The organism is Rhodococcus sp. PSBB066 (assembly GCF_017068255.1).
Lineage (GTDB): Bacteria > Actinomycetota > Actinomycetes > Mycobacteriales > Mycobacteriaceae > Rhodococcus > Rhodococcus aetherivorans.
The window spans coordinates 363,926-385,548 of the sequence record NZ_CP070859.1 but is presented as its reverse complement, the minus strand read 5'-3'; the positions used below and the strand labels follow the sequence as shown (position 1 = coordinate 385,548).

Annotated in this window: 22 protein-coding genes; 8 read left to right on the top strand and 14 right to left on the bottom strand. The window is 69.7% G+C overall.

All coding sequences use genetic code 11. The features are described 5' to 3' along the window. Nucleotides 1-81: 81 nt before the first annotated feature. The gene (locus JYA75_RS01870) at nt 82-789 is read right to left on the bottom strand and encodes a glutamine amidotransferase (RefSeq protein WP_203329627.1); all 708 of its coding nucleotides are present in this window, start codon (nt 787-789) and stop codon (nt 82-84) included. After that, entirely contained in the window at nt 782-2,035 is a 1,254-nt protein-coding gene (locus tag JYA75_RS01865) for a Mur ligase family protein (protein WP_203329626.1), read from the bottom strand. The genes JYA75_RS01870 and JYA75_RS01865 overlap by 8 nt, the downstream gene beginning before the upstream one ends. A 201-nt stretch (nt 2,036-2,236) precedes the next feature. On the opposite strand from JYA75_RS01865, the gene JYA75_RS01860 reads away from it, so the two are divergent. After that, entirely contained in the window at nt 2,237-3,610 is a 1,374-nt protein-coding gene (locus JYA75_RS01860) for an NAD(P)-binding protein (RefSeq protein ID WP_006932597.1), read from the top strand. 49 nt (nt 3,611-3,659) lie between these two features. Then, nucleotides 3,660-4,187, top strand: coding sequence for a DUF488 domain-containing protein (locus tag JYA75_RS01855; RefSeq protein ID WP_203329625.1), 528 nt, complete (start codon nt 3,660-3,662; stop codon nt 4,185-4,187). Here the strand turns inward: JYA75_RS01855 and JYA75_RS01850 are convergent. The 3 genes from JYA75_RS01850 to leuA all read right to left on the bottom strand — a co-directional run bounded on the left by JYA75_RS01850 (nt 4,184) and on the right by leuA (nt 7,330). After that, nucleotides 4,184-4,966, bottom strand: a complete 783-nt coding sequence (locus tag JYA75_RS01850; protein WP_203329624.1) for a crotonase/enoyl-CoA hydratase family protein — start codon at nt 4,964-4,966, stop codon at nt 4,184-4,186. The two genes, JYA75_RS01855 and JYA75_RS01850, sit on opposite strands and share 4 nt — an antisense overlap. 25 nt (nt 4,967-4,991) lie before the next feature. Further along, the gene (locus tag JYA75_RS01845; protein WP_006932600.1) at nt 4,992-5,366 is read right to left on the bottom strand and encodes an SHOCT domain-containing protein; all 375 of its coding nucleotides are present in this window, start codon (nt 5,364-5,366) and stop codon (nt 4,992-4,994) included. Nucleotides 5,367-5,521: 155 nt separating this feature from the next. Continuing rightward, nucleotides 5,522-7,330, bottom strand: a complete 1,809-nt coding sequence (gene leuA, locus JYA75_RS01840) for a 2-isopropylmalate synthase (RefSeq protein WP_050034480.1) — start codon at nt 7,328-7,330, stop codon at nt 5,522-5,524. Nucleotides 7,331-7,685: 355 nt separating this feature from the next. Here leuA and JYA75_RS01835 point away from each other — a divergent pair, with 355 nt between their 5' ends. Beyond that, nucleotides 7,686-8,903: a DUF4185 domain-containing protein gene (locus tag JYA75_RS01835; protein ID WP_050034481.1), complete on the top strand. Its 1,218-nt coding sequence runs from the start codon at nt 7,686-7,688 to the stop codon at nt 8,901-8,903. Between the two features lie 15 nt (nt 8,904-8,918). Here the strand turns inward: JYA75_RS01835 and JYA75_RS01830 are convergent, their stop codons facing one another. Continuing rightward, the gene (locus tag JYA75_RS01830; RefSeq protein ID WP_203329623.1) at nt 8,919-10,121 is read right to left on the bottom strand and encodes a low temperature requirement protein A; all 1,203 of its coding nucleotides are present in this window, start codon (nt 10,119-10,121) and stop codon (nt 8,919-8,921) included. A 175-nt stretch (nt 10,122-10,296) separates the two neighbouring features. Here JYA75_RS01830 and JYA75_RS01825 point away from each other — a divergent pair, with 175 nt between their 5' ends. Together JYA75_RS01825 and JYA75_RS01820 are read left to right on the top strand one after the other, a co-directional pair. After that, nucleotides 10,297-11,562: an aspartate kinase gene (locus JYA75_RS01825; RefSeq protein WP_006932606.1), complete on the top strand. Its 1,266-nt coding sequence runs from the start codon at nt 10,297-10,299 to the stop codon at nt 11,560-11,562. 5 nt (nt 11,563-11,567) lie between these two features. After that, complete coding sequence (locus JYA75_RS01820) at nt 11,568-12,599, top strand: aspartate-semialdehyde dehydrogenase (RefSeq protein ID WP_006932608.1); 1,032 nt, start codon at nt 11,568-11,570, stop codon at nt 12,597-12,599. An 86-nt stretch (nt 12,600-12,685) separates the two neighbouring features. Here the strand turns inward: JYA75_RS01820 and JYA75_RS01815 are convergent, their stop codons facing one another. Beyond that, nucleotides 12,686-13,072, bottom strand: coding sequence for an SPW repeat protein (locus JYA75_RS01815; protein ID WP_050034482.1), 387 nt, complete (start codon nt 13,070-13,072; stop codon nt 12,686-12,688). A 101-nt stretch (nt 13,073-13,173) separates the two neighbouring features. On the opposite strand from JYA75_RS01815, the gene JYA75_RS01810 reads away from it, so the two are divergent. Beyond that, entirely contained in the window at nt 13,174-13,731 is a 558-nt protein-coding gene (locus tag JYA75_RS01810) for a TetR/AcrR family transcriptional regulator (RefSeq protein ID WP_065923112.1), read from the top strand. Nucleotides 13,732-13,813: 82 nt separating this feature from the next. On the opposite strand, the gene couM is transcribed toward JYA75_RS01810, so the two are convergent. The 3 genes from couM to couN are packed head-to-tail and all read right to left on the bottom strand — an operon-like array spanning nt 13,814 to nt 16,121. Then, nucleotides 13,814-14,293, bottom strand: a complete 480-nt coding sequence (gene couM / locus JYA75_RS01805; RefSeq protein ID WP_006932658.1) for a p-hydroxycinnamoyl-CoA hydratase — start codon at nt 14,291-14,293, stop codon at nt 13,814-13,816. Between the two features lie 29 nt (nt 14,294-14,322). After that, on the bottom strand, nt 14,323-15,213 hold the full coding sequence (couO, locus tag JYA75_RS01800; protein WP_006932660.1) for a 4-hydroxyphenyl-beta-ketoacyl-CoA hydrolase: 891 nt from the start codon (nt 15,211-15,213) through the stop codon (nt 14,323-14,325). Further along, entirely contained in the window at nt 15,210-16,121 is a 912-nt protein-coding gene (couN, locus tag JYA75_RS01795; RefSeq protein ID WP_029547165.1) for a 4-hydroxyphenyl-beta-hydroxyacyl-CoA dehydrogenase, read from the bottom strand. Before couN ends, couO begins: the two co-directional genes overlap by 4 nt. Nucleotides 16,122-16,236: 115 nt before the next feature. Between couN and JYA75_RS01790 the strand changes: the two genes are divergently transcribed. Further along, complete coding sequence (locus JYA75_RS01790; protein WP_050034484.1) at nt 16,237-16,686, top strand: MarR family transcriptional regulator; 450 nt, start codon at nt 16,237-16,239, stop codon at nt 16,684-16,686. A 39-nt stretch (nt 16,687-16,725) separates the two neighbouring features. Here the strand turns inward: JYA75_RS01790 and JYA75_RS01785 are convergent, their stop codons facing one another. From JYA75_RS01785 to JYA75_RS01775, 3 genes are all read right to left on the bottom strand, one after another. Next, entirely contained in the window at nt 16,726-17,343 is a 618-nt protein-coding gene (locus JYA75_RS01785; protein ID WP_065923111.1) for an AmiS/UreI family transporter, read from the bottom strand. Between the two features lie 73 nt (nt 17,344-17,416). Continuing rightward, nucleotides 17,417-18,535 carry an acetamidase/formamidase family protein gene (locus JYA75_RS01780; protein ID WP_037202250.1) on the bottom strand — a complete coding sequence of 373 codons (1,119 nt, stop codon included), beginning with the start codon at nt 18,533-18,535 and terminating at the stop codon, nt 17,417-17,419. 297 nt (nt 18,536-18,832) lie between these two features. Further along, complete coding sequence (locus JYA75_RS01775; protein WP_203329622.1) at nt 18,833-19,264, bottom strand: MarR family winged helix-turn-helix transcriptional regulator; 432 nt, start codon at nt 19,262-19,264, stop codon at nt 18,833-18,835. Nucleotides 19,265-19,350: 86 nt separating this feature from the next. Here JYA75_RS01775 and JYA75_RS01770 point away from each other — a divergent pair, with 86 nt between their 5' ends. After that, nucleotides 19,351-20,403: a substrate-binding domain-containing protein gene (locus tag JYA75_RS01770; RefSeq protein ID WP_006932670.1), complete on the top strand. Its 1,053-nt coding sequence runs from the start codon at nt 19,351-19,353 to the stop codon at nt 20,401-20,403. Nucleotides 20,404-20,596: 193 nt separating this feature from the next. On the opposite strand, the gene JYA75_RS01765 is transcribed toward JYA75_RS01770, so the two are convergent. After that, nucleotides 20,597-21,619 carry a helix-turn-helix transcriptional regulator gene (locus tag JYA75_RS01765; protein ID WP_006932671.1) on the bottom strand — a complete coding sequence of 341 codons (1,023 nt, stop codon included), beginning with the start codon at nt 21,617-21,619 and terminating at the stop codon, nt 20,597-20,599. Nucleotides 21,620-21,623 lie beyond the last annotated feature (4 nt).

Genomic DNA, 21,623 nt, shown 5'->3' with positions numbered 1-21,623 from the left:
AGCAGAGATCCGGCCCGGAGGTTGCGAAAGCGATTCCCGGGCCGAACCCCTGTCCGGGGGCGGTCTCGTCCGAGCGGCGGGTCAGGCGAGCCGCTCGCGGCGTAGCTGCTCGACCTCCGGCAGGTCCAGCGGCGGCAGCGAGTCCACACCGAGCGCGCGGGTCAGCAGCAGGTCCGCCAGCTCGGGATTGCGGGCCAGCACCGGGCCGTGCATGTACGTGCCGACCACCGAGCCCTGGACGACCCCTTCGACGCCGTCGCCCACGCCGTTGCCGACGCCCCGGGTGACCCGGCCCAGTGCACGGGCGGCGGGGCCGAGAGTCGTTCCGCCGCGGTGGTTCTCGAATCCGGTCAGCGGCAGTCGCAGGCCCTCGACGAGGGGAGTGGTGACCACCTCGCCGATGGCCCGGGTCTGCCGCGGAGCGGTGGTCACGTCGAGCAGGCCGACGCCGTCGACGCGCTCGCCCGCCGACGTCTGGTACCAGTTGCCGAGCACCTGGATCGCCGCGCAGATCGCCAGCACCGGCGCCCCGCGTTCGACCGCCCGTTGCAGGCCCGGATGGCGCTGCAGGTGCCGAGTGGCGAGGCGCTGCGCCGAGTCCTCGGCCCCGCCGAGGGTGTACAGGTCCAGGGACTCGGGCACCGGGTCCGTCAGGTTGATCGACACGACCTCGGCGTCCTGCCCGCGCATCCGCAGGCGCTGCCGCAGGACCAGCGCGTTGCCGCCGTCGCCGTAGGTGCCCATCACGTCGGGCAGCACGAGCCCGATCCGCACGGTGGACTCAGACATGCGCGGCTCCCTTCGCCAGGGCGGTGTTCAGATCCCGGAACGCGGTGTAGTTGGCCAGGACCTCGACCCGTCCCGGCGGGCACGACGCGATGGCCCGGATCGGATCCGCCACCAACGTGTGCTCGACCCCGGCGTAGGTCAGCCGCACGGCCAGGTCGGTGCCGCGCTCGCCGGACGCCACGACGTGCACGCCCTCGAAGTGCTCGAACCGCACGTCCCACAGCCACGACAGGTCCTCCCCGTCGGGCACCTGCCCGTTGACCGCGATGACGAGACCGTCGACCGTCGGGTCGATCATCGACAGGGCCTCCTGCCACCCGGCCGGGTTCTTCGCGAGCAGCATGTGCACCGAATGCGGACCCACCTGCACGGTCTTGTACCGGCCGGCGACTTCCTCGACGACACCTGCGGCCGCGACGGCCGCGGCCGGATCGGCGCCGAGGGCGACCGCCGCGGCCACCGCCTGAGCGGCGTTACCGCGGTTGGCGCGCCCGGGCAGGGTCAGCGTCATCGGCAGCACCAGACCGTCCGGCCCGTAGAGATTCTCGTCGTCGACCCACCAATCCGGTTCGGGCCGTGCGAAATCCGAGCCCGTACTGTGCCAGCGCCCGTCTTCCCAGAGGATCGGCTCACCGGTGCGGGGGCAGCTGACCGAGTCGCCCGACCAGCCGGCACCGGCCGCCACCCAGACCACGTTCGGGTGGTCGTAGGCGACGGAGGTGACGAGCACGTCGTCGCAGTTGGCGACGACCACCGCGTCCGGGTGGCGTTCGAGGCCCGCACGCAGCTTGCGTTCGATCATGTTGATCTCGCCCACGCGGTCGAGCTGATCGCGGCTGAGGTTGAGCAGCACGATCGCTTCGGGGTCGAGGGCGCCCGCGACGTGCGGGGTGTGCAGCTCGTCGACCTCGATCGCGGCGAGCGGCGCCTCCTGGTGGGCGACCAGCGCGGCGACGATGCCGGCGTCCATGTTCGCCCCGTCGGCCTGCGTGGCGACGGCGTCCATCGTCTCCAGGGCCGCCGCCGTCATCCGGGTGGTGGTGGACTTGCCGTTGGTGCCGGTGACCAGGACGGTGCGACGGCCGCGGCCGAGCTGTTCCATCAGGCGCGGATCGATCTTCAGCGCGACGAGGCCGCCGATCATCGACCCCTTGCCGCGCCCCGCCTTCTGCGACGCCCACGAGGCGGCCTTCGCCGCGCGCAGCGCCAGCCGCCCGCGCCCGGTGATTCGAGTGCTTGTACCCACGTCGCGAGTTTTCCACAGCGGCGCCTCCACCGCCGCGGCGCGGCCGTGTCCACCGCCGCGGCGCGGCCGTGTCCACCGCCGCGGCGCGGCCGTGTCCGCACGGTCACACGCCGCTACGCTGCGGGAATCGCTCACAGCGACCGCGCCGCCGGATGCGCCGCCGCAGGTTGCGTGGTCCCCTGAGGCGGGGAGGTGGTCGCCGTGGCGGAGGCGGATACAACCGGCGGGAACACCGGGACGTACGTCGTGGTGGGCGACACCACCGTCGCGCGCCGGGTCTGCGCCTCGCTCGTCGACCTCGGCTGCGCGGTGCGGCACGCGCCCCGGCCCGACGACGAGGAGCTGCGGGCCCTCCTGGACCGGCCGCCGGTCGCCGGGATCGCGGTGCTCCTGCAGGACGACGTGGTCGCGCTGCGGTATGCGCTCGCCGCGGCGCACCTGCAGCCGGACGCACCGATGGTCGCGACGATCTTCGACCGCACGATCGGCGATCAGCTCGCACGGTTCCTGCCGCAGTGCGACGTGACGTCGCCGGCGGATCTCGCCGTGGCCTCCCTGGCCGGGCCGTGCGTGGCACCCGGCCTGCTGGCCGTGACCTCCACCCGCGAACCGCGCGGCATCCGCGTGGCCGGCGACGTGCTCGACGAGGTGCCCGTCGCGGTACCGCGACGGATGGTGTGGCAGCGGTGGGCCGGGCAGCTCACCGCGGTGCTGCGCACCCACGAGACCGGCACCCGCATCCTGCTGGCCGGGCTGCTCGGCCTGGCGGCGGTGCTGTTCGGCGACTGGGCCTGGCTGACCTTCGGGGAGGGCAAGGGGGCGATCGACGCGTTCCACGAGGCGGTCCGCGTGGTCACGACGGTGGGCCCGGCGGCCGATCCGCACGGCAACGAGGCGTACGCCGCGATCGCGTCGACCGCGATGCTGGCGACGATCGTGTTCACCGCCATGTTCACCGCCGGGGTGGTGGACCGGCTGCTGGGCCCCCGCCTGACCGCGCTGCTCGGCCCCCGGTCGCTGCCCCGCTCCGGGCACGTGATCGTGGTGGGCCTCGGGCAGGTGGGCCTGCGGCTGTGCCGGGAGCTGCGGGACCTCGGCATCCCGGTGGTGGGCGTCGAGCGGGACACCAATGCCCGCAACCTGCGGCTCGTGCGCGACCTGAACATCCCCGCTGTGGTCGGCGACGGCGGCGACCGGCGGCTGCTCGAACGCGTCGGGGTGCATCGCGCGGCGGCGCTCGCCGCGGTCGGCTCCGACGACCGGGACAACGTCGCGGTCTCGCTCGCCGTCCAGGGCGTCGCGCCGGGCCTGCGGCTGGTGTTGCGCGCGGGCGAGCGCGAGGTGCTCGCCGAGACGGGCTCGCTGCTGCCGCTGGGCGTGATCCGCGACGTGACCAGCCTGAGCGCGACGTACGTGCTCGCGCGCCTGCTGGGTCGCGAGCCGCTGGGGGTGGTCGCCGGTGCGGTGCACGTGCACCTGCGCTTCCCGGACGGCCGGTTCGAGGAGCTGCCGATCGCGTCGCCGGGTGGATGCCGGCACACGTCGGCTGCAGGCGTGGGGACGAGCCTGCGGTAGCCGTCGGTGGTATGCCGGAGAGAACCGATCTGAGGGAAGGATCATCGAGGTGTTGCTCTCCGTGGGTCACGGACGGCTGGACCGGGCGCAGCTGACCGAGCTGCTGCGATCCGCCGGCGTGGAGTCGCTCGTCGACGTCCGGCGCTTCCCGGGCAGCCGGCGCAACCCGGACCTCGCCGGCGACGCGATGACGGAATGGCTGACCGATGCCGGCATCGGCTATCGGCTCGAGCGGCGGCTCGGGGGCCGGCGACGGCTACCCGCCGGGACGGCGCCCAAGGATTCGTGGTGGCGGGTCGAGCAGTTCGCTGCCTACGCCGCCCACACGCGCACCGAGGAGTTCGCCGACGCGCTCGACGGCCTGCTCGTGGAGTCCGCGCGGCGCCGGACCGCGATGATGTGCAGCGAGAGCGTGTGGTGGCGCTGCCACCGCCGCCTCGTCGCGGACATCGTCGTGTTGCGTTTCGGCCGCGACGTCGAACACCTCATGCACGACGGCCGCCTCGTCGCGCACGAGGCGGCCCCCGGAGCCCGCGTGCGGGCCGACGGCCATGTGGTGTGGGACGGCTCCGGCTAGCTGCCGGATTCGCCGAAGCTGCCGTGCCGCCCGGCGCCGGCGGCGAACCGGGAGGCGCCGTCGAGCGTGTCGTGGGCGAGGGAGACCGTGCCGTGCCGGAACTCGTTGAGCAACGCCTGGTCCTCGTCGAGACCGTGCTGTTCGAGCAGGGAGAGACGATCCCGGCGCAGGCAGATCTGGGGGAAGGCGGCGATCTCGGCGGCGAGCGTGCGGGCCGCGGCGAGCGCCTGCCCGGCGGGCACGAGCCGGTTGACCAGCCCGATGCGCAGCGCCTCGTCGGCTTCGACGGGACGGCCGGTCAGGACGAGATCCATCGCGCGGCTCTCGCCGATGAGCCGCGGCAACCGCACCGTGCCGCCGTCGATCAGCGGCACGCCCCAGCGGCGGCAGAACACGCCCAGCACCGCCCCCTCCTCGGCGACGCGCAGATCGGCCCACAGCGCCAGCTCGAGCCCGCCCGCGACGGCGTGGCCCGAGATCGCGGCGATGACGGGCTTGGACAGCCGCATCCGCGACACGCCCATCGGCCCGTCACCGTCCGGGGCGACCCGGTTCGCGCGTCCCTCACTGATCGCCTTCAGGTCGGCGCCGGAGCAGAAGGTGCCTCCCTCGCCGTGCAGGACGGCGACCGCCGCCTCGTCGTCGGCGTCGAAGGCGCGGAAGGCGTCGGCGAGCGCCTGCGCCGTCTCCCGGTCGACCGCGTTGCGGACCTCGGGACGGTTGATCCCGATGGTGGTGACGGGCCCGTCGCGGCGGACCCGAACCGGATCGGACGTCATCGTCGTGATCCCCCCGGGGGCGGCGTCAGGCCAGCGCCTTGGCCTTGAGGGCCTGGTATTCGGCCTCGGTGATGGTGCCCGCGTCGAGCAGGGCCTTGGCGTCGGCGATGTGCTCGGCGGGGGACTTGCCGGCGACCTCGCGGATGTAACTGTCCTGGGCCTGCTTGACCTGGGCGTACTCCCGCGCGGAGCGCTCGGCCATGCCCTTGCCGTTGACGATCAGATAGATCAGGGCGGTCAGGAACGGCAGGAAGATCAGGAAGACGATCCAGATCGCCTTGATCCAGCCGGACTGCTGGTGGTTGCGGAACAGGTCCCCGATGATGGAGAAGAGCACCATCAGGTACGCGATGAACGCGAAGCTGACGATGATGAACCAGATGATGTCCCAGAAATCCATGTGACGCTCCCTTTCGTGGGGCACGTGCGGAGACGGATCCGAACCGAGATTCGCCCGGCCGACAAACGGACACGCGGCGGCACTCCTGCGAAAGAGTACCGCCGCGTTCGTCCGAATTCGCGCCGTTTGCCGCGGTGTTCGCGGGACCGGAGGGCTCAGTGGGCCCGGTTCACCGCCGAGACCACCGCGCGCAGCGACGCCGTCGTGATGGACGGCGCGATTCCGACACCCCAGACCAGGGCCGAGACCCCGTCGGGCCGGGTCACGTCCGCCTCGACGTACGCGGCCGCGAGGGCGTCGTCACCGGCCGACATGGCGTGCTCGGCGTAGCCGCGGACCGCCACCTGGTAGCCCAGGGTCTCCAGGGCGTCGACGAAGGCGGCGAGCGGGCCGTTGCCGGACCCGGTGATCTCCTGTTCCTTGCCGTGGTACTTCACGACCGCGGTGACGGTGTCGGTGCCGTCGTCGGTCTCGGCCGCGGCGACCTTCTGCCGGATCCGCTCGAGCGGGGTGATCGGGGTCAGGTACTCCTCGTGGAAGATGTCCCACATCTCCTTGGGGCTGACCTCGCCGCCCTCACCGTCGGTGACGCGCTGCACCGCCTGCGAGAACTCGATCTGCAGCCGCCGCGGCAGGTTCAGGCCGTGGTCGTGCTTCATGATGTACGCCACGCCGCCCTTGCCGGACTGCGAGTTCACCCGGATCACGGCCTCGTAGCTGCGGCCGACGTCCTTCGGGTCGATCGGCAGGTACGGAACCGCCCAGGTCAGGTCGTCGACGTCGGTACCCGCCGCGTCGGCGTCGGCCTTCATCATGTCCATGCCCTTGTTGATGGCGTCCTGGTGGCTGCCCGAGAAGGCCGTGTACACCAGGTCGCCGCCGTAGGGGTGCCGCTCGGGCACGGGCAGCTGGTTGCAGTACTCGACGGTGCGGCGGATCTCGTCGATGTTGGAGAAGTCGATCTGCGGGTCCACGCCGCGGCTGAACATGTTCAGGCCGAGGGTGACCAGGCACACGTTGCCGGTGCGCTCGCCGTTGCCGAACAGGCAGCCCTCGATGCGGTCGGCGCCGGCCTGGTAGCCCAGTTCGGCCGCCGCGACGCCGGTGCCGCGGTCGTTGTGCGGGTGCAGCGACAGGATGATCGAGTCGCGCTTGGCCAGGTTGCGGTGCATCCACTCGATCGAGTCGGCGTACACGTTCGGCGTGGCCATCTCGACCGTCGCCGGCAGGTTGATGATCACGGGGTTCTCGGGGGTCGCGCCCAGGGTGTCGACGACCGCGTCGCACACCTCCTTGGCGTACGACAGTTCCGTGCCGGTGTACGACTCGGGGGAGTACTCCCACCGCCAGTTCGTGTCGGGGTGGTTCTTCGCCTCCTCGAGTACCAGTTCGGCCGCGTCGGTGGCGATCTTCTTGACCGTGTCCTTGTCCGCCTTGAACACCACGCGGCGCTGCAGGATCGACGTCGAGTTGTAGAAGTGGACGATGGCCGTGTGGGCCCCGGCGCACGCCTCGAAGGTGCGCTTGATCAGCTCGGGGCGGGCCTGCGTCAGCACCTGGATGGTGACGTCGTCGGGAATCGCGTTGTCCTCGATGATTTCTCGGACGAAGTCGAAATCGGTCTGGCTCGCCGACGGGAAGCCGACCTCGATCTCCTTGTAGCCCATGCGTACCAGCAGGTCGAACATGCGCCGCTTGCGGGCGGGGCTCATGGGGTCGATGAGCGCCTGGTTGCCGTCACGCAGGTCCACGGCGCACCAGGCGGGGGCCCGGTCGATGACCTTGTCCGGCCAGGTGCGGTCCGGCAGCGTGACCGGCTCGACCTCCTCGGCGAACGGCCGGTACCGGTAGGTCGGCATCGAGGAGTTCTTCTGCGTGTTCCACGCCGGCTGATCGGCGGGGGCGGGCTTGCTCGGCGGCGTGATAGTGCGCGAGCCGGAGGTGAATGCGTCGGCGGGTGACATGACGTAACTCCAAAAAAAGGGGACCGGTGAGTCCGGATGAGGATACGACCGGCGCGACCACACCCCGCGACGGGAAGCCGGTCTGGTCAGATCCCGCCGCGGCGGCCGAGGAGAAGCGCGCGCTGCATGCCAGGCAGTGTACTCGCTCGCCCCCGCCGGAGCCCACCCGGGATGCGGGGATTTCGCTGCCGGGGCCGGGCGGAGCAGGCCGTACGAACGTGACCCGATCGATACGGAGGGCGCTGTCGCGAGCCCCGCCGATCCAATACGTTGACCTCATTTGTCACGCAGACACCATTGGTCACAGGAGTATCAGGGAAGACGCGTTTCGGTCACCCGGCCGGGAGGAGGGCTCATGAGGGCGGTCCGGTCGGCGACGACGTTCTCCTCGGCGCTGCTGCTCGCGCTCGGCTGCGCGGTGCCATTTGCCGCCACCGCTCAAGCGGAACCGTGCGGGGGCTCCGGGTCCGGAAGCAGCGGCTTCGGCAGCAGCAACCCCGGTGCCGGGACGCCGCAGGGACCGCTGCCGACGATCACCTCCGGGCCCACCCGCACCGTCGCCTGGGTCACGGGACCGCGCAGCCCGAACCGGACCGACACCCGCTTCTCCGTCTCGGGCACCGACCTGGGAATCATGTGGGACAACGGCGGGACCGGCCCCGGCCGGCAGGTGCTCGCGGCCTTCGGAGACACCTTCGGCGACTGCTCGGTCGAGGGCGACGAATGGCGCCGCAACATCCTCATGCGCAGCGGCGACACCGAGCTGTCGGACGGCATCGCCGTGCCCGACCCCCGACCCGGGGATCGCTACTCCGGGGCGCCGGTGCTCTCCTCCGACCCGAACTTCGCCCGCGAGGTCCTCGGCAGCGTCGGCATCGACGGGGTCGAGACCACCGTCGTGCCCACCGCCGGCATCTCGGTCGGCGGCACGCAGTACATCAACTTCATGTCGGTGCGCGCCTGGGGCGAACCGGGCGAATGGTGGACCAACGCCTCGGCCGTCGCGTACTCGACCGACAATGGTGAGACATGGACCGTCGACCCGGCCACCGCGCGGGTGAACACCCCCGTCGAGGTCCCCGGCGTCCAGCAACTGGCGACGGGCAACAGCAACTTCCAACAGCACGCGTACGTGAAGCACGAGGGCTACGTCTACGACTTCGGCACGCCCGACGGGCGCTTCGGTCCGGCCCACGTCTCGCGCGTGCCCGAGGCGCAGATCCGCGACCTCACCGCCTACGAGTTCTGGACCGGCACCCACTGGATCCTCGGCGGGATCGATGCGGCGGTCCCCGTCGTCGACGCCCCGGTCGGCGAGATGTCGGTGCACTGGACCGGCAGCACCTTCGTCCTCCTCTACGGCAACGAGGAACGCGGGCAGATCGAGATGCGCACGAGCGCGCGCCCGGAAGGCCCGTGGAGCGCGCCGCGGGCGGTCGTCACCGGCGCCCAGATCGGCGGCCTGTACGCGCCGTACATCCATCCGTGGTCCAGCGGCAACGACCTGTATTTCGTCGCGTCCCGCTGGAGCGACTACAACGTCATGCTGCTGCGCACGACCGTCGCGGGATGAGCCGCCCGTCCGGTCTCAGCCCCCGTGACGGATCGTCTCGCGCGGCTCGGCGTAACGGACGGTCTCGTACCCGATGAGGACGAGCAGCACCGCCACCAGGATGCCGAGGGTCGCCAGCGCCGGGACGTGCCCCACCACGGGAAGGAGTGCGAGCAGGACGACCGCCGTCGTCGCCCGGGGAACCTCGACGCGACCGGTCGCGTAGGCGCGGAAGAACACCAGGGCGAGGAGATAGAGCGCGGCCCCGCCGTACAGGCCGGCCAGCGGCCAGCCCTGGAGGGGATCGGTGAGCCGATGATGGTTCCCGTCCCCGACGTAGGCGAGGATCTTCTTCAGGCCCAGCGAGAGCATGACGATTCCGATCACCATCGGCAGGTGGGCGTAGCTGTAGCAACGCTGGGCGATCCGGATCAGCCGGGTCCCGGTCGCCGCGTCGAAGACCTTCTCGACGGCCAGGGACGTGACGTCGAAATACGCCCACCACAGCAGCGCCGAGACGGACAGACCCAGCAGTGACGCGACGATGATCGCCCAGGAGATCGGCAGCGCCGCGACGCCGATCCCGATCGAGACGATCGACTCACCGAGGGCGACGATCACCATGAGTCCGTGCCGCTCCGCGAAGTGGCTCACCGAGCGGAGCCGCCACCCGGTGCCCCCGGCCAGGGTGCCGAGGTAGTCGCCCGCCAGGGCGAGGATCCACAGCACCGTCTGCGCGGGTCCGGACAGCTGCGAGGCGATCAGCAGGAACGCCGTTCCCACCAGCATGCTCGGAAGGAATCGGAGCACCTGCCGCCGCAGCTGCGGATCGTCCCGGCTCAGGACGAGGAACATCGCCAGGTGGATCAGGCGCACGGTGAAGTAGCCGACCGCGAAGATCACCGGTCCGTCGAGGCCACCCGGCATGTCGTCGAACGCCTCGGGAATCGTCAGGGCGACGACGAACACGGCCCCCATCGCGGCGAACATCACGACTCGCATGAGGCCCTCGTCGGCGCGGGCGAGATTGCCCAGCCACGAGTAGCCGACCCACACCCACCACAGCACCGCCATGACGAGGGCGGCGCGCAGCACGTCGACGCCGCTGGTGTCCACCGCCATGAGGTCGGTGACCCGGGTCAGGGCGAAGACGAACACGAGATCGAAGAACAACTCGATGGGGGAGGCGGAGGAACGTTCGTCCACCGCTCGGACCTGCAGGCGTCTGCCGATGCTCACGCCGGAGATGCTGTCACCACCCGAGACCGCTGTCACGCCCGACGGTTCCGGCCCTCGCCGCAGGCCGGGAGCGGACGGCTGCCGGGTGCCGGGGCAGGTCGAGCCCCGTCCCTCCAGGCCGCATCGGTAAGCTGATCCCCTGGACTTGCACCCAAGACCCCGGAGGTTCGCCAGCGTGGCACTCGTCGTCCAGAAGTACGGAGGATCCTCGGTCGCGACGGCCGAGCGGATCCGGCGCGTCGCTGAACGGATCGTCGAGACCAAGAAGGCGGGCAACGACGTCGTCGTCGTGGTCTCGGCGATGGGCGACACCACCGACGAGCTGCTCGACCTCGCCCAGCAGGTGTGCCCGGCGCCGCCGGCGCGGGAGATGGACATGCTCCTCACCTCCGGTGAGCGGATCTCCAACGCCCTGGTCGCGATGGCGATCCACTCGCTCGGCGCCGAGGCGCGGTCGTTCACCGGCTCGCAGGCCGGCGTGATCACCACGAGCAGCCACGGCAACGCGAAGATCATCGACGTCACCCCCGGCCGCGTCCGGGCCGCGCTGGACGAGGGCAGCATCGTCCTCGTCGCCGGCTTCCAGGGCGTGAGCCAGGACAGCAAGGACATCACCACCCTCGGCCGCGGCGGCTCCGACACGACCGCCGTCGCCCTGGCCGCGGCGCTGAATGCCGATGTCTGCGAGATCTACACCGACGTCGACGGCGTCTTCACCGCCGACCCGCGCATCGTCAAGGACGCGCAGCGGCTCGAGAAGGTCTCCTTCGAGGAGATGCTCGAGCTCGCGGCGTGCGGCGCGAAGGTGCTCATGCTGCGCTGCGTCGAGTACGCCCGCCGCTACAACGTGCCCGTGCACGTTCGTTCGTCGTACACCACCAAGCCCGGCACCATCGTGTCCGGATCGATGGAGGACATCCCCGTGGAAGAGGCTCTGATCACCGGCGTCGCGCACGATCGCGGCGAGGCCAAGGTCACCGTCGTCGGCCTGCCCGATACCCCCGGTTACGCCGCGAAGGTGTTCCGCGCCGTCGCCGACGCCGAGATCAACATCGACATGGTGTTGCAGAACATCTCCAAGGTGGAGACGGGCAAGACCGACATCACCTTCACCCTGCCCAAGGGCGACGGCCCGCGCGCCGTGGAGCTGCTGAGCAAGCAGCAGGAGGAGATCGGCTTCACCCAGGTGCTGTTCGACGACCACATCGGCAAGGTCTCGCTCGTCGGCGCCGGCATGAAGAGCCACCCGGGCGTCACGGCGAAGTTCTGCGAGGCCCTCGCGGGTGCGGGCATCAACATCGACCTCATCTCCACGTCGGAGATCCGTATCTCGGTCCTCGTCGACGACACGGAACTCGACGACGCGGTGCGCGCCCTGCACGCCGCGTTCGAACTCGGCGGCGAGGAAGAAGCCGTCGTCCACGCCGGAACGGGACGGTAATCGCTGTGACCACTCTCGCTGTCGTCGGTGCCACCGGACAGGTCGGCATCGTCATGCGCACCCTGCTCGAAGAGCGCAACTTCCCCGCCGACCGGGTGCGGTTCTTCGCCTCGGCCCGCTCGGCCGGCAAGAAGCTGCCGTTCCGCGGCGAGGAGATCGTCGTGGAGGACGCAGCGGCGACCTCCGACGAGGATCTGAAGGGCATCGACATCGCCCTGTTCTCGGCCGGAGCGACCCTCTCGCGCGCGCAGGCGCCGCGGTTCGCCGCCGCCGGCGCGACCGTCGTCGACAACTCCTCGGCCTGGCGCAAGGATCCCGAGGTTCCCCTCGTCGTGAGCGAGGTGAACCCGCAGGAGGCGAAGAACCCGCCCAAGGGCATCATCGCCAACCCGAACTGCACCACCATGGCCGCGATGCCGGTGCTCAAGGTCCTGCACGACGAGGCCGGACTGCAGCGGCTGATCGTCTCGAGCTACCAGGCCGTCTCCGGCAGCGGCATCGCCGGCGTCGACGAACTGCTCGGCCAGGCGCGCGCCGTCATCGGCGACGCCGAGAAGCTGGTGCACGACGGCAGCGCCGTCGACTTCCCGGCCCCGGACAAGTACGTCGCGCCCATTGCGTTCAACGTGCTGCCGCTGGCCGGCTCCCTCGTCGACGACGGCAGCGGCGAGACCGACGAGGACCAGAAGCTGCGCAACGAGTCCCGCAAGATCCTCGGACTGCCGGACCTGCTGGTGTCGGGTACCTGCGTGCGCGTGCCGGTGATCACCGGCCACTCCCTGTCGATCAACGCCGAGTTCGAACGCCCGCTGTCGGTGGAGCGCGCGAAGGAACTGCTCGCGAACGCCCCCGGCGTGCGGCTCGTGGACGTTCCGACGCCGCTGCAGGCCGCGGGCCAGGATCCGTCGCTGGTGGGCCGGGTCCGTCAGGATCCGGGTGTGCCGGACGGGCGTGGTCTGGCGCTGTTCGTCTCGGGGGACAACCTGCGGAAGGGCGCCGCCCTCAACACCATTCAGATCGCCGAGCTGCTGGTGTAGGTTCATCCGCCTCGAGATGGTCACCGAGGGGGAGGTTGTCGCGACATCGATCGAGTGATGTCGCCGACAACCTCCCCCTCGGCGTTTCAGCGGGCCGTCGACGCATACGTGCGTCGTTCCTCTTCCCGGGTCGCCGCCGCGACGTCGGCGGACTCGTCGGCGAGGTACGCGGCGCCGCCGACGAGCATGATCAACGCCCCCGCGATCCACGCGGTCCAGGCCGCGCCGTCGCCGGCGAACTGCCCGATCCACGGCGAGATGAACAAGATCAGGCCGACGACGGACAGGGACCAGTGGTCCTTGGTCGGATCCCGGGCGATCAGCGACCACAGGGCGTAGATCGCGGCGATGGCGCCCAGTCCGAGAGTGACCCCGGAGCCGACGGGGGTGGTGTCGAACCATACCGATGCGGTCATGGTGACGATGCCCAGGATCAGGGCGATCGCTCCGGCCGACGAGTTCGAGATCTTCATGTGCGTCCCTCTCTTCGAATCGCTACATGTTGCGTAGCTACATATAGTGTAGCGCTATTGTAGGATTGTCGTAAGTCGAGACAGCGGACAGGAGGGGGCGCATGCGGCAAGGTGAGGGGACTGCCACGCCGGAGGAACGCATCGCCGACGCCGTGCTCGAGCTGCTGCGTCGCAAGGGGCCCAAGGCGGTGACGATCGAGGCCGTGGCCGCACACACGGGCATGGCCCGCACCACCATCTACCGCCGCTACCGCGACCGGGACGAGATGCTCACCGCGGTGATGGAGCCGATCGCGCAGCCCGCGCCTCCCGCGCCGGATGCCACCGCGCACCAGGTGCTGACGTGGCTGGCCGAGCAGTCCCTCCGTTCGGTCGACGGGGGCGTCGGCTTCGGCGGCCTTGCTGCGCTGGTGACCGATGCGGATCCCGCGTTCACCGGTCTCATCCGCTCGGTGCTCGTGCGCCACCGCAGCACCTTGACCGAGGTCGTGCGACACCACATCTCGCGGGGACTGGTGCGAGCCGACCTCGACGTCGAAACATTTCTGGACTGCATCGTCGGTGCCTACTTCGCGGAACGGGCCCGGAGCGGTGACATCGACGCCGACTGGAACGAACGGGTCGCGCAGACGCTGCTGCCCGCGTTCGTGCAACCGTGAGCCGTCCTGGAACGAGCGAATGTACCCTTCCCCCTTGTAGATCGACGGAAGGGTACATTCGCTCGGCTGCAGGCGGCGGCCGCTAATCGAACATGCGGTAGACCGCCTCGACGACGACGGCGGGCCGCTCGCTGCCCTCGAGCTCGATCATGCCGTCGATTGTGATCTGCACGCCGCCCTTCGGCAGCTTCTCGAGCGACTTCAGCGTGGCGTTGAGGCGGACCTTGCCGCCGGCCGGAACGGGGTTGGTGAAGCGGACCTTGTTCAGGCCGTAGTTGACGGCCATGGTCACGCTGTCGACCTTCAGCACCTCGCTCCACATCGGGATGATCAGCGAGAGCGTGAGGTAGCCGTGGGCGATGGGGCCGCCGAAGGGGCTTTCCTTCTTCGCCCGTTCGACGTCGAGGTGGATCCACTGGTGGTCGTCGGTGGCGTCGGCGAAGGTCTGGATGCGGTCCTGCTCGACGGGCAGCCACGAGCTGACACCGAGCGGTTGCCCGACGAGTGCCTCGAGATCGTCCAGGGTGGCGACGTGGGTGGTGGCGGTGGCGGGAATGGTCATGGGAACTCCTCGGTTCGCAGGTACCGACGTCAGCGCTCGATGCCGAGAACGCGCAGCGCGTTCTGCTTGAAGATCATCGGGGCTACGTCGGGTTTGATGTCGAGAGTGGCGAAATCGTTGCGCCATCGATCCACTTGGATGACCGGGAAGTCGGATCCGAACAGCACCTTGCGGCGCAGCATCGTGTTCGCGGCCTTGACCAGTTGCGGCGGAAAGTACTTCGGCGACCAGCCGGACAGGTCGAGGTAGACGTTCGCCTTGTGGGTGGCGATGGAGATCTGCGCGTCGACCCACGGTACAGCGGGGTGGGCCATGACGATGGTCAGATCGGGGAAGTCGGCCGCGACGTCGTCGAGCAGCATCGGGTCGGAGTAGCGCAGCTTGATGCCGTGCCCACCGGGCAGCCCCGCGCCGATGCCGGTCTGCCCGGTGTGGAACAGGGCCGGCACCTGTGCCTCGACAAGGGCCTCGTACAGCGGGTAGAAGCGCCGGTCGTTGGGCTCGAAGCCCTGCATGCTCGGGTGGAACTTGAAGCCCTTGACGCCGTACTCGTCGACCAGGCGGCGCAACCGCTGGACGGCGGCCTTGCCCTGCAGGGGGTCGACGGAGCCGAACGGGATGAGCACGTCGTTGTTCTCGGCGGCGAACTCGGCGATCTCCTCGACCGAGTTCGGGGCGTGCCCGGTGGCCGACTGCGCATCGACGGTGAACACGACCGCGGCCATGTTCCGCTCGCGGTAGTGCTCGGCGATGGACTTGATGGTCGGGGTGCGTTCCTCGCCGGACTTGAAGTACTTCTCCGACGCGGCCATCAGTTCGTCGTCCATGGACCGGTGGCCGCAGCCGTCGATCTCGACGTGGGTGTGGATATCGAGGGCGTCGATCTTGTCGAAGTCGATGCCGTACTCGTAACGGCTCACTTGGCGAGCACCTCCTCGGGGAATTCCTCGCCGACGGACTCGACGCGGTCGGCGAACACGATGGGCCACTGGGCGGCGACGTCGTCGGCGGAGAAGCCGCCGTCGTGGAAGGCGGTGGCGGTCAGCTGCGGGTGCGACCACAGTGCGAGGCGATCCCCGCCGACGGAGAACGCCTGACCGGTGATGGCGGCGGCGTCGTCGGAGGCGAGGAAGGCGATCAGGCCCGCGACGTCCTCGGGGGTGCCCATGCCGACCTCGCGGCGGATGACCGCGGGCAGCTCGCCGGTCTGCTTCATCTGTTCGATGTAGGGCGCGAAGATCGGCACGGTCTCGGTCATCGCCGTGACGGCGACGGGGCACACGGCGTTGGCGGTGATGCCGGCGCGCTGCAGTTCCATCGCCCAGGTGCGGACCATGCCGACGACGGCGGCCTTGGCGCCGGCGTAGTTGGTCTGGCCGAAGTTGCCGCGCTGGCCGGCGGGGGAGCCGATGGCGATGATGCGCCCGCCCTCGCCCTGCTCGCGGAAGCGCAGCACGGCCTCGCGCACGCACGTGAAGGTGCCGCGCAGGTGCACGTCGATCACGGCGTCGAAGTCGTCGTCGGTCATCTTCCACAGCACCTTGTCGCGCAGGATGCCGGCGTTGGTCACCATCACGTCGAGGCGGCCGAAGTGCTCGACCGCGGCCGCGACGAGCTTCCTCGCCGTCTCTGTGGGGCCGACGGGGGCGACCACGGCGACGGCGCGTCCGCCCGCGGCGGTGATCGTCGCGACGGCGGCATCGGCGGTGGCCCGGTCGACGTCGTTGATCACGACCGCGGCGCCGTGACGGGCCAGCTCGGTGGCGTAGGCGAGGCCGAGGCCCTGTCCGCTACCGGTGACGACGGCGACTTTGTTGCTGAGGTCCACGAGATCCTCCGTTGCTCGAGCTGATGTACTCCCAATCACATAGGAACATCTATTATTGAAAAAGTCAACGATTGAGGAACTGTTACCCTGAGGGTCACGACGAAAGGCTGTCGGAATGGAACGTCGACGCGTCCTCGAGGACGACCTGGGATTTCTGCTGACGCGTGCCAGCGCGATGGTGGTGCGATCGGTGAACGAGGCCCTCGCCCCGCTCGGGCTGCGGGTGCGCCCGTACACGGTGCTCTCCCTCGCGTGCGACGAACCCGCCGGTGTGGCGCAGCGCCGCATCGCCGCGGACATGGGACTGGATCCCAGTCAGATCGTCGCGATCGTCGACGAACTCGAGAGCCGTGGCCTCGTCGCGCGCACCGCGGATCCGGGCGACCGGCGCAACAAGCTCATCGTCGCCACCGACGAGGGGCGAAAGCTGTGCGACGAGGCGCGCCGGCTCAGCGAGGAGGTGTCGGACCGGCACTTCGCCGGCGTGAACCCGGCTCTTCTCACCGAAATGCGCAATGTGCTCGGCCGCATGGTTTTTCCCGAGTCGGTGAACTCGGTCTCCTGAACGGCCGCAAGCCGCCTCGCCGACGGCGCTGGGTGCATGTCAGCCTTGCCGGGCAGGAGTCGACGCATCGATCGATGCCGGACGGGTGACCAGCCACAGCGCCGCCACTACGGTGCCTCCGAGTGCGGTCGCGGCAAGAGCGGCGGCGGCGGAATCGATCCACAGTCCGGCAAGTGCGAGGCCTGCCGGAACAGCCGCGGTCAGCACCCCCTCCGTGATCGCCACGGCACCGGTGAAGCGGGTGAGTTCGGTGCGGCCGAGAGCCAGGACCAGAAAGAAGAGCAACCAAAGCCCGGCCCAGGCCAGCCAGAATACGACGAAGAGCCGGCCGCCGTCGTACCAGGTGCGGGCGGCAAACCCGACCGCGGCCACCGCAACGAAGAGGGAGAACCAGCCCAACCCTTCCGGAGGCCATCCCGTCGCAGCGTTGATCCCGACCCACAGGTACGTGAAGCCGAACAGGTAGAGACCGGCTGCCCCGGCGATTGCGGCGCCGCCACCGTCCGTGGTGACGATCAGGGCGGTCGGGATCACCACCTGGAGGGTGCCGACGCACAGGTTCAGCGGCGCAGCGGCGCGGGCGGAGATCCGCCCGAGAAGCATGATGCCGTTCACGATCAGGACGGCACCGACGTAGAACAATCCGACATCGGTCATCTGCGGTCGCTTTCCGCCGAGGCGCCCGCGGTGCCGGGGTGTCCGAGCATCCCGGCACCGCGGACCCGTCGACTTACTGGGGGAGGATGTCCTTGTCGAAGATGTCGAGCGGAATCTTCAGCGTGACAGCCGCGTTCGGAATGTCGACGATGCCGCCGACGTGCATCTCGCACGGTGCGACGCTGATGATCGTGTACGCCTGCTCGGGCGCGTAACCGAACTTACCGAGGTAGTCGATCGCCTGTTCGACGGCGTCGACCGCGGCCATGGTGGTATCGATGTACTTCTGCTCCCGGCCGCGCGCGGACAAACCGGTGAACGACAGGTACCGGGTACCGAAGTTCGGGTCGACAGGAGAGGGTCGCAGCATCGGGTTCCGCACCCCGTACTTCGCCATGCCACCCTTGATCAGGTTGAACCGCAGCCACGTGGACCCATCCATTTCGATGGCGTTCCAGGTGATTTCACCATCGCCCTCGGCGAAGTGAAGGTCGCCGCACGAGAAGAGCGCCCCCTCGACGAAAACCGGGAAGTACACCCGCGAGCCGCGGGAGAGGTTCTTGATGTCGAGGTTGCCGCCGTTCTCTCGGGGCGGCACCGTGCGCGCCGCCGTGGCGGCGACCCGCGCCCATTCGTCGCCCTCCAGGGTGCGCAGCACCGACGTCGCGATCGCGTCCTCCCGCGGGCCGGCCAGGCCGTCGGCGATCAGCGGATCCTCCCGCTCGTTCCAGATCTGCAGCAGCTCGTGCGACGGCGCCACGCCGATCACACCGGGGTGGCTGATCGCGGGGATCTCCACGCCCGGGATCTGCCGGCTCGTCGCGAACAGACCGTGCAGGTCCCACACCGTCTTGAAGCCTCGAGGGAACCAGCTCGCCAGTGGTCCGCCCATTCCGGGCAGGATGTTCGAGTATCCGATACCCGAGAGCGGCTGCACGTCCAGAACATCGACCACCAGTAGGTCGCCGGGCTCGGCGCCGTTGACGTAGACCGGTCCGGCGATCGGATGGGTACGGGTCAGGTCCAGATCCCGGATGTCCTGGTCCTCGTCGGCATCCTGGAGCTGGTAGTCGTCGTAGCCGGGGGTTTCGAGGATCACCTCGTCACCCGGATCCAGTTCGTGCAGCGGCGGAATGTCGGGATGCCAGCGGTTGTGCCCGAGCTCCTTCTGCTCGGCAAGGGGGACGCCCACCTCGCAGCAGAATCTCGGAACGCCGAGATCGCGGTTGGGGAAACGGGATACGCCCGAGCGCGTGAAGTCCACGTCGGCTCCGAGCGAACGGGGGAGAGCAACATCGCTTGACATCTGTCCGACCTCCAATGGGGGATGTTCGTGGTGCGGCTCACAATTTACTTCCATTTGGAACTGTGTCAAGTGGAAATAATCTCGGAGCGGACGCCGCTACCTCCGTGCGCAGGGGTGCGTGGCGCGCGAGGAAAGCTGCCGCGCGGCACGCGGCAGCATCCGTGAGTCACACGGGGGCGACGGTCAGCGAGTGGTGAGCTTCTCCAGAAGCGTTCCCAGTTCACGCAGCTCCGCAGGCGCGAGCGGGGCGAACGCGTCCGCGAGCGCGGCGGTCACCGCCGGGGCGAGTGCACGATGACGAGCGATGCCGTGGGCACTGAGGCGGACCATCATGCGTCGCCGATCGTAGGAATCCAAGGTCCGGTACGCCAGCGCGGCGTCGACGAGCCGATCGACCGTCCGGGTCAGGCTCGGCCCCGGGATGAGGGTGACGGCGGAGATCGCACTCATCGTGGCCTCTTCCACGGAGGCGAGGTGGTCGACCACCCGCCACTGGTCGAGGGTGAGATCCGACCCGGTGAGGGCGCCCCGCACGGCCGCGCGGACCAGGGCGGCCGCCCGATCGACCGCCAGCGTATCCACCATGACCGCGTCGTCCCGATCAGCCTGCACCATGGGCACCCCTTGCTGAGACATCGTTCCGAACGCAATACTTCCAGATGAATATTCCACCGCGCGTGCAGCGGCCGCAAGGAGGCTCGATGATGTCGAGGAGCTATCGCATCGGACTGGTCATTCCACTGCGCGGGCCGGGCGGAATCTACGGTCCGTCGTGTGAGGCCGTCGCGAACCTCGCCGCCGCGACCCTCAACGACAACGGCGGCATCCTCGCCCGCGAGGTGGAAATCGAGGTGATCGACGCGAGCCTGCCCGCGCCGGAGCTTCGCGCCGAGATCGCTCGACTGCTGGCCGCAGACCGCATCCACGCGGTGACCGGCTGGCACATCTCGACGGTACGCGAGCAGCTCTCCTCGGTCCTGGCCCATCGGATCCCGTACGTGTACACCTCCCTCTACGAGGGCGGCGAGTCGCGTCCGGGCATCATCTGTTCCGGTGAAACCCCGGGCCTGCAAATCGGTCCCGCGTTGCGATGGCTGCGGGAGCACGCCGGCATCCGGCGCTGGACGGTCGTCGGCGCCAACTACGTGTGGCCGCGACGGACCGTCCCCGCCATCCGCGCCTACTGTCACGAGCTCGATCTGCAGGTCGTCGAGGAGATCTACGTCGACTACGGCACCACCGACTTCTCCCGGGTGCTGCCGCGTATCGAAAAGAGCGGCGCCGAGGGCACCGTCATGTTGCTCGTGGGTCGTGACGCAGTCGCGTTCAACCGGGCGTTCTGCGGACGGGGTCTGCATCAGCGGCTGTTGCGGTTCAGTCCGCTGATGGAGGAGAACATGCTACTGGCAAGCGGGGCGGACGCTACCGAAAACCTGTTCGTCGCCGCGAGCTACTTCACATCACTCGTCACCGCGTGTGCGCAGGATTTCATGTCCGCCTATGTCCGTCGGTTCGGTCCGGGCGCACCACCGCTGAACAACGCCGCCGAATCGTGTTACGAGGGCGTGACCACTCTCGCCGCGCTCACCGCCGCGGCCGGATCCAACACGATCGACGAGATCCTCCGTCACTCGGGCACATTGAGCTACGACGGCCCCCGCGGGTCGGTGCACGCCAGCGCCGGGTTGATGCACCAGGACGTGCACATGGCCGTGGCCGACGGGTACGAATTCGACGTCGTGGCCACGCTCTGACGCTCCTGCTCCGGGCGCAGGACTCCCGATGGTCATCAGCACAGGAGACCAGCCGGACAGATGCCATGCCTCGGTTCGAACAGGACTGGAAGCACATGCATTTCCGCGGGGATCCCGGGGCGGAGCAGGAACACACCGGCCGGTCCCACGGCGCCTCGGCGAGGATCGGACTCAGCGAGGCCATGGGCCGTGGTCACGACGCCGGCGCGTTGCCGGCGAGGACTGGCGGCGCGGCGCGGTCGACGAGCCGCAGCTTCCACTCGGCAGCACGCACGGCTGCAACCGTGCGGTTGGCGGCGCCCGTCTTGCGCAGCACGTGCTCCAAGTGGGTGGACACCGTCGACGGGCGGATTCCCAGCTCCCGACCGATAGCGGTATTCGACGCGCCGTCACGCACCAGGCCGAGCACCTGCAGTTCCCGCACGGTCAGACCGTCGGGCGGTGGCACGACACGCGCCCGCACGAGGACCCCTCCGCCGCGGGCGGGCGCTAGGTGGGCGTCGTAGACAATGCCGGTGGCGATGAGCAGGTAGTCGGCGGCGCGCCCGCGGCGACGCACCTCGGCCGCGACCGCACGCAGCCCGTCGCCCGCGGCTACGAGCGCGGCGGCGGCGGGCTCCGGGGGCGCGTCGAGGGGGCGGTCGATCGCGCCGGATGCGGCGACAACGAGCACGATCCCGCGCCCCGGATCTCGGTCAGCGGGGCCGGGCGCGGCAGCCGGGTCGACGACGCAGGCGAGGTCGGCGGCGAGCAGCGCCACCATGACCAGGTCTTCCCGATCGAACACCCGTCCACCGGCAGCGCTCAGGTTCAACATCCCCACATAGCGCCCGTCGGGGGCAAACAGGCATTGGCTGAGGCCGTCGGTGTACTGCTGCGGCACGATGACCTCGTCGAAGACGGGACCGTGGCGCAGCCGCGGGGGCACCGTGCACAGCTGCTGCGGCAGGCGCCGGCCGAGCATGTCGTCGAACAGCGGGTGGCGGGGCAGAAAGCGATTGATCGCGTCGACGATCGGCCGCGGGTAGCCGAGGCTGGAGGCGGTGCGGTGGCACCCGCGCGCCGCGTCCCAGCGAGAGATGGCGCCATGCGCGAACGGCACGCACGCGGACAGCTCGAACAGGACGCGAGCTGGGTCGGTCGGGTTGTCGTCGCGGGCGAGGCGTGCACTCAGTGCCAGCGCGGCCGCGAGGCGTTCCGTGTCGGCGCGGGACATGAGG

What these genes read in the sequence shown, in the direction of transcription:
- JYA75_RS01835 (WP_050034481.1), top strand. Translation starts at nt 7,686, where the DNA reads ATGAGGGCGGTCCGGTCGGCGACGACGTTCTCCTCGGCGCTGCTGCTC.
- JYA75_RS01765 (WP_006932671.1), bottom strand. Translation starts at nt 21,619, where the DNA reads ATGTCCCGCGCCGACACGGAACGCCTCGCGGCCGCGCTGGCACTGAGT.
- JYA75_RS01815 (WP_050034482.1), bottom strand. Translation starts at nt 13,072, where the DNA reads ATGAAGATCTCGAACTCGTCGGCCGGAGCGATCGCCCTGATCCTGGGC.
- JYA75_RS01785 (WP_065923111.1), bottom strand. Translation starts at nt 17,343, where the DNA reads ATGACCGATGTCGGATTGTTCTACGTCGGTGCCGTCCTGATCGTGAAC.
- JYA75_RS01845 (WP_006932600.1), bottom strand. Translation starts at nt 5,366, where the DNA reads ATGGATTTCTGGGACATCATCTGGTTCATCATCGTCAGCTTCGCGTTC.
- leuA (WP_050034480.1), bottom strand. Translation starts at nt 7,330, where the DNA reads ATGTCACCCGCCGACGCATTCACCTCCGGCTCGCGCACTATCACGCCG.
- JYA75_RS01775 (WP_203329622.1), bottom strand. Translation starts at nt 19,264, where the DNA reads ATGGTGCAGGCTGATCGGGACGACGCGGTCATGGTGGATACGCTGGCG.
- JYA75_RS01870 (WP_203329627.1), bottom strand. Translation starts at nt 789, where the DNA reads ATGTCTGAGTCCACCGTGCGGATCGGGCTCGTGCTGCCCGACGTGATG.
- JYA75_RS01810 (WP_065923112.1), top strand. Translation starts at nt 13,174, where the DNA reads ATGCGGCAAGGTGAGGGGACTGCCACGCCGGAGGAACGCATCGCCGAC.
- JYA75_RS01850 (WP_203329624.1), bottom strand. Translation starts at nt 4,966, where the DNA reads ATGACGTCCGATCCGGTTCGGGTCCGCCGCGACGGGCCCGTCACCACC.
- JYA75_RS01790 (WP_050034484.1), top strand. Translation starts at nt 16,237, where the DNA reads ATGGAACGTCGACGCGTCCTCGAGGACGACCTGGGATTTCTGCTGACG.
- couM (WP_006932658.1), bottom strand. Translation starts at nt 14,293, where the DNA reads ATGACCATTCCCGCCACCGCCACCACCCACGTCGCCACCCTGGACGAT.
- JYA75_RS01770 (WP_006932670.1), top strand. Translation starts at nt 19,351, where the DNA reads ATGATGTCGAGGAGCTATCGCATCGGACTGGTCATTCCACTGCGCGGG.